Annotated in this window: 2 protein-coding genes; both read left to right on the forward strand. The window is 39.1% G+C overall.

Going from position 1 to position 4,950, the window contains the following annotated elements; translation table 11 throughout:
* On the forward strand, window positions 1-3,906 hold a 3,906-nt coding region (locus tag V7S79_RS11965; RefSeq protein WP_459490831.1), incomplete at its 5' end, for a thrombospondin type 3 repeat-containing protein.
* 37 nt (window positions 3,907-3,943) lie between these two features.
* The coding region (locus tag V7S79_RS11970; protein WP_459490832.1) for a PorP/SprF family type IX secretion system membrane protein at window positions 3,944-4,950 on the forward strand (1,007 nt) is incomplete at its 3' end.

The raw sequence follows: 4,950 nt of genomic DNA on the forward strand, positions 1-4,950 counted from the left end.
ACCTGCAATACAGGAACGATTCAATGGCAAAAGAAAGTAGCAGGATTTTTCGTAGATATTACAGATTCTACTCGTACTTCTTTATTGACAGGGAATTTAACACAAGAAACTATTTATAGAGCCAAAATAACTAGTGGGGTTTGTGGCGTAGCATATTCAAATGAAGTAACAGTGTCTGTTTCTGCCGCCTCCGTAGGTGGTACTGCTTCTGCAGCGAATGCAACTGTTTGTTCAGCTTCAGGAACAACGATTTCTTTAACAGGCAATACAGGAACGATTCAATGGCAAAAGAAAGTAGCAGGATTTTTCGTAGATATTACGGATTCTACTCGTACTTCTTTATTGACAGGAAATTTAACACAAGAAACTATTTATAGAGCCAAAATAACTAGTGGGGTTTGTGCAGTCGCATATTCGAATGAAGTAACAGTGGCTGTCAATGCTTTACCAACTGTCACTGGTACAACTTCCATTTCAGTCGCACTTACTTCGCAGTTGACGGGTTCTGGCACAGCAGCAACTTTAAATCCATGGATTTCTTCGAATACAAGTGTTGCCACAATTAGCAGTACGGGTTTAGTTACTCCAGTAGCTGATGGAACAACAAACATTACTTATACGGATAACAATGGTTGTTCCAAAACGATTGTTTTTACCGTCGTATCTACAGATACAGATGGCGATGGAGTGCCAGATGACAAAGAACTCATAGATGGTACAGATCCAAATGATGGTTGTGATTATTTAGATGCGAGTCAAACATTAACTACTAGTATCGCATGGAATGCACAAGATTGCGATGGCGATGGTAATCCAAATGGAACTGACCCTGAGCCTAGAAATTTTTGTGTGGGTGGTACAGGGGCAATCCCTTCAATAGGAGATCCTGGTTATGATGCTTATTTAGTCGCTGATTGTGACAATGATGGAATTCCTAATAACATGGAGTGTTACGGGGCTGTAGGAAATTGTCAAGATTTTGATGGCGATGGAACTCCAAATTATTTAGATATCGATTCAGACGGAGATGGAATCAATGATTCTGTTGAACAGAATATAGATTCAGATGGAGATGGTCATGCTAACTATTTAGATTTAGATTCAGATAACGACGGTGTAAGTGATCAATGTGAATTTATTACAGACACTGATAGTGATGGTATTCCAAACTATTTGGATTTAGATTCGGACAATGACGGACTGTTTGATGCTTGGGAAAACGTTGCCCTTTATTTATGGCATGATGATGCCGATTTTGATGGCAAATTAGGTAACTATCCAGATTTGAATAATAACGGCTGGGCAGATATTGCTGAAAAAAGAAAAGATTTATGTGGAGCTGATACAGATAATGACGGTAAAGTAGACCGTTTAGATCTTGATTCAGATAATGATTGTATACCAGATTCTATTGAGTATACAGCAGATCCAGATAAGGATAATCGCCCGAATTACCGCGATTCTGATTCAGATGGTGATAATATCCCTGATTTAGTCGAAGCAGGTAATTGTTCTAATCCAATTGATACCGACAAAGATGGCAATCCAGATTATTTAGACATTGATTCTGATAATGATGGAATACTAGATAGCTTTGAAAAAGGAGCAGATGGTAATAATCCAGTGGATACAGATAAAGATGGTAGTCCAGATTACCGCGATTTAGATTCTGATAATGACGGCATTCCTGACACGATTGAAAAAGGTGCTGATGGAAACAATCCAGTCGATACAGATGGAGATGGAACGCCAGACTACCGCGATTTAGATTCAGACAATGATGGAATTCCTGATAGCTTAGAAAAAGGCCCTGACGGAAATAATCCAGTCGACACAGACGGAGACGGCATTCCAGATTACAGAGATTTAGATTCGGACAATGATGGAATTCCTGATTCGGTAGAAAAAGGAGCTGACGGAAATAATCCAGTGGATACAGACAACGACGGCATTCCAGATTACCGCGATTTGGATTCTGACAATGATGGAATTCCTGATAGCATAGAAAAAGGCCCTGACGGAAATAATCCAGTGGATACTGACAAAGATGGTATCCCAGATTACTGCGATTTGGATTCTGACAATGATGGAATTCCTGATAGCTTAGAAAAAGGTCCTGACGGAAACAATCCAGTGGATACTGACAAAGATGGTATTCCAGATTACAGAGATTTAGATTCGGACAATGATGGAATTCCTGATGCGGTGGAGAAAGGACCTGATGGAAACAATCCAGTGGATACAGACAACGACGGTATTCCAGATTACAGAGATTTAGATTCGGACAATGATGGAATTCCTGATGCGGTGGAGAAAGGACCTGATGGAAACAATCCAGTAGATACCGACTTAGATGGAATGCCAGATTACCGCGATTTAGATTCGGACAATGATGGAATTCCTGATGCGGTGGAGAAAGGACCTGATGGAAACAATCCAGTAGATACCGACTTAGATGGAATGCCAGATTACCGCGAGTTAGATTCAGATAACGATGGTATTCCTGATAGTGTTGAAAAAGGGCCAGATGGCAATAATCCTTTGGATACAGATAAAGATGGCAAAGCAGACTACATCGATTTAGATTCTGATAATGACGGTATTACAGATAATTATGAGAAAGGTTCTGATGGAAATAATCCGGTAGATACAGATAAGGATGGAAGTCCAGATTACCGTGATGTAGATTCAGATAACGATGGTATTCCTGACACCATTGAAAAAGGTGCTGACGGGAATAATCCAGTAGACACAGATAAGGATGGTACTCCAGATTTCCGTGATTTAGATTCCGACAATGACGGTATTCCAGATACGATTGAAAAAGGAGCGGACGGCAACAATCCAGTAGACACGGATAAGGATGGTACTCCAGATTATAGAGATTTAGATTCTGATAACGATGGTATTCCTGATAGCATTGAAAAAGGACCAAATGGAAATAATCCAGTAGATACTGACAAAGATGGTACCCCAGACTACCGTGATTTGGATTCTGACAATGATGGAATTCCAGACACGATTGAAAAAGGTCCAGACGGAAACAATCCAGTGGATACAGACAAGGACGGAATTCCAGATTTTAGAGATTTAGATTCTGATAACGATGGTATCCCAGATACAATTGAGAAAGGACCGAATGGAAACAATCCAGTGGATACGGATAAAGACGGTATTCCAGATTTTAGAGATTTAGATTCTGACAACGATGGTATTCCAGATACTATTGAGAAAGGTACGGACGGGAACAATCCAGTGGATACTGATAAAGATGGAACACCAGATTATCGCGATTTAGATTCTGATAATGATGGAATTCCAGACGCAGTAGAAAAAGGTCCGGATGGAAATGCTCCAATTGATACAGATAAAGATGGGACTCCAGACTTCCGGGATTTAGATTCTGATAATGATGGATTGACAGATGAATTAGAGAAAGGACCAAACGGAAGTAGCCCATTAGATACGGATAAAGATGGTATCCCAGATTACCGTGAAATTGATTCAGATAATGATGGTATCCTAGATAAATTAGAAGATGATATTAACTATGGTTCTCTACCAGATTGCGATGGAGACGGTATTCCAAATCGATTAGATAAAGATACTTGTGATACAATTTTACCACAAGGGATCTCTCCTAATGGTGATGGCGTAAACGATAAATTGGTTATTCCTGGAGTAATGGGATATAAAAATCGTTTGACTATTTACAACAGATGGGGTAACGTAGTTTTCGAAACAGAAAACTACCAAAACAGCTGGGGTGGTGAAACCAATAAATCGAATGATATCCTTTCAGACGATGGCAAGCTTCCAGATGGAACGTATTACTACTTGGTGGATTTTTATGGCACGAAACCAACAGTAAGTGAATATGTGTTTATCAATCGTCAATTGAAATAGTTTTAAAAAATCATTTTTAATAAAAAATTAGATCATCATGAATAAGATGTCAAAGATAATGAGAGTAGAAAAGGCGAGTACCAGGAATTGGGGTTTTTTGACCCCAATCTCCCTTGTTCTTTTTGTTTTACTACTTTCCTTGAGCACTCGTGTAAATGCTCAAATCGAAACGATGTACAGTTTATATCGTTTTAATCCACAAGTATTAAATCCTTCCCATGCAGGAAGTACAACAAATTCAGAAATGATTATGATGTACCGCAATCAATGGGTTGGGGTTCAAGGTGCACCTAGAAACATCGGTGTGTCGGGTAATTTTAAATGGGGAGAAAAGAAAGGTTTAGGAATCGGTGCTTTGGTAGATGAAGCAGGGCCTGTGCGTTCTACGATTCTTTCTGCCGACTTTGCTTACCATGTTAAGTTGAATGAAAAATGGAATATGGACGGAGGTATTCGTGCTGGAATGGCCAATATTTCCTTGAATTTTTCTCAAATCAGATTGGTAAATCCCAACGATAATTTATTTGCGGGAGATCGCAGCACAGGGATTCAACCTAACTTAGGTTGGGGATTACGTATTGCTAAAAAAGATGATGGATTTTTCTTTAGTTTGTCTCAGCCAAGAGTTATCAAATATGATTTTGGTACTTATAATGGATCATTCAAAGACGTAGCGTATTTGTATGCAATGGCAGGAACGAAGATTGGATTAGGTGGGCAAGTTGAAACTGCAAATGGGTTGAAATCAAAAGTAACATTATACCCAAGTTTATTGCTCCGCATGGCAACTAACGTACCTTTGTCATATGATGTAAACCTAACAGCAAACATCAAAGACAAATTAGATATTGGTGCAAGTTACCGTCGTGAGGATTCTTATGGTTTCCGATTAGGCCTACAAGCAACTAAGAAAATCTACGTAGGTTATGTATTTGAATTGCCAATTTCAGAAATTAGAAAAGCAAGTTCACAAACACATGAAATGGCCTTGAGGTTTTTCATCTTTGATAAAAAGAAAGAAAACAAGGATGAGTTGAAGAACTA

The organism is Aquirufa sp. ROCK-SH2 (assembly GCF_054558315.1).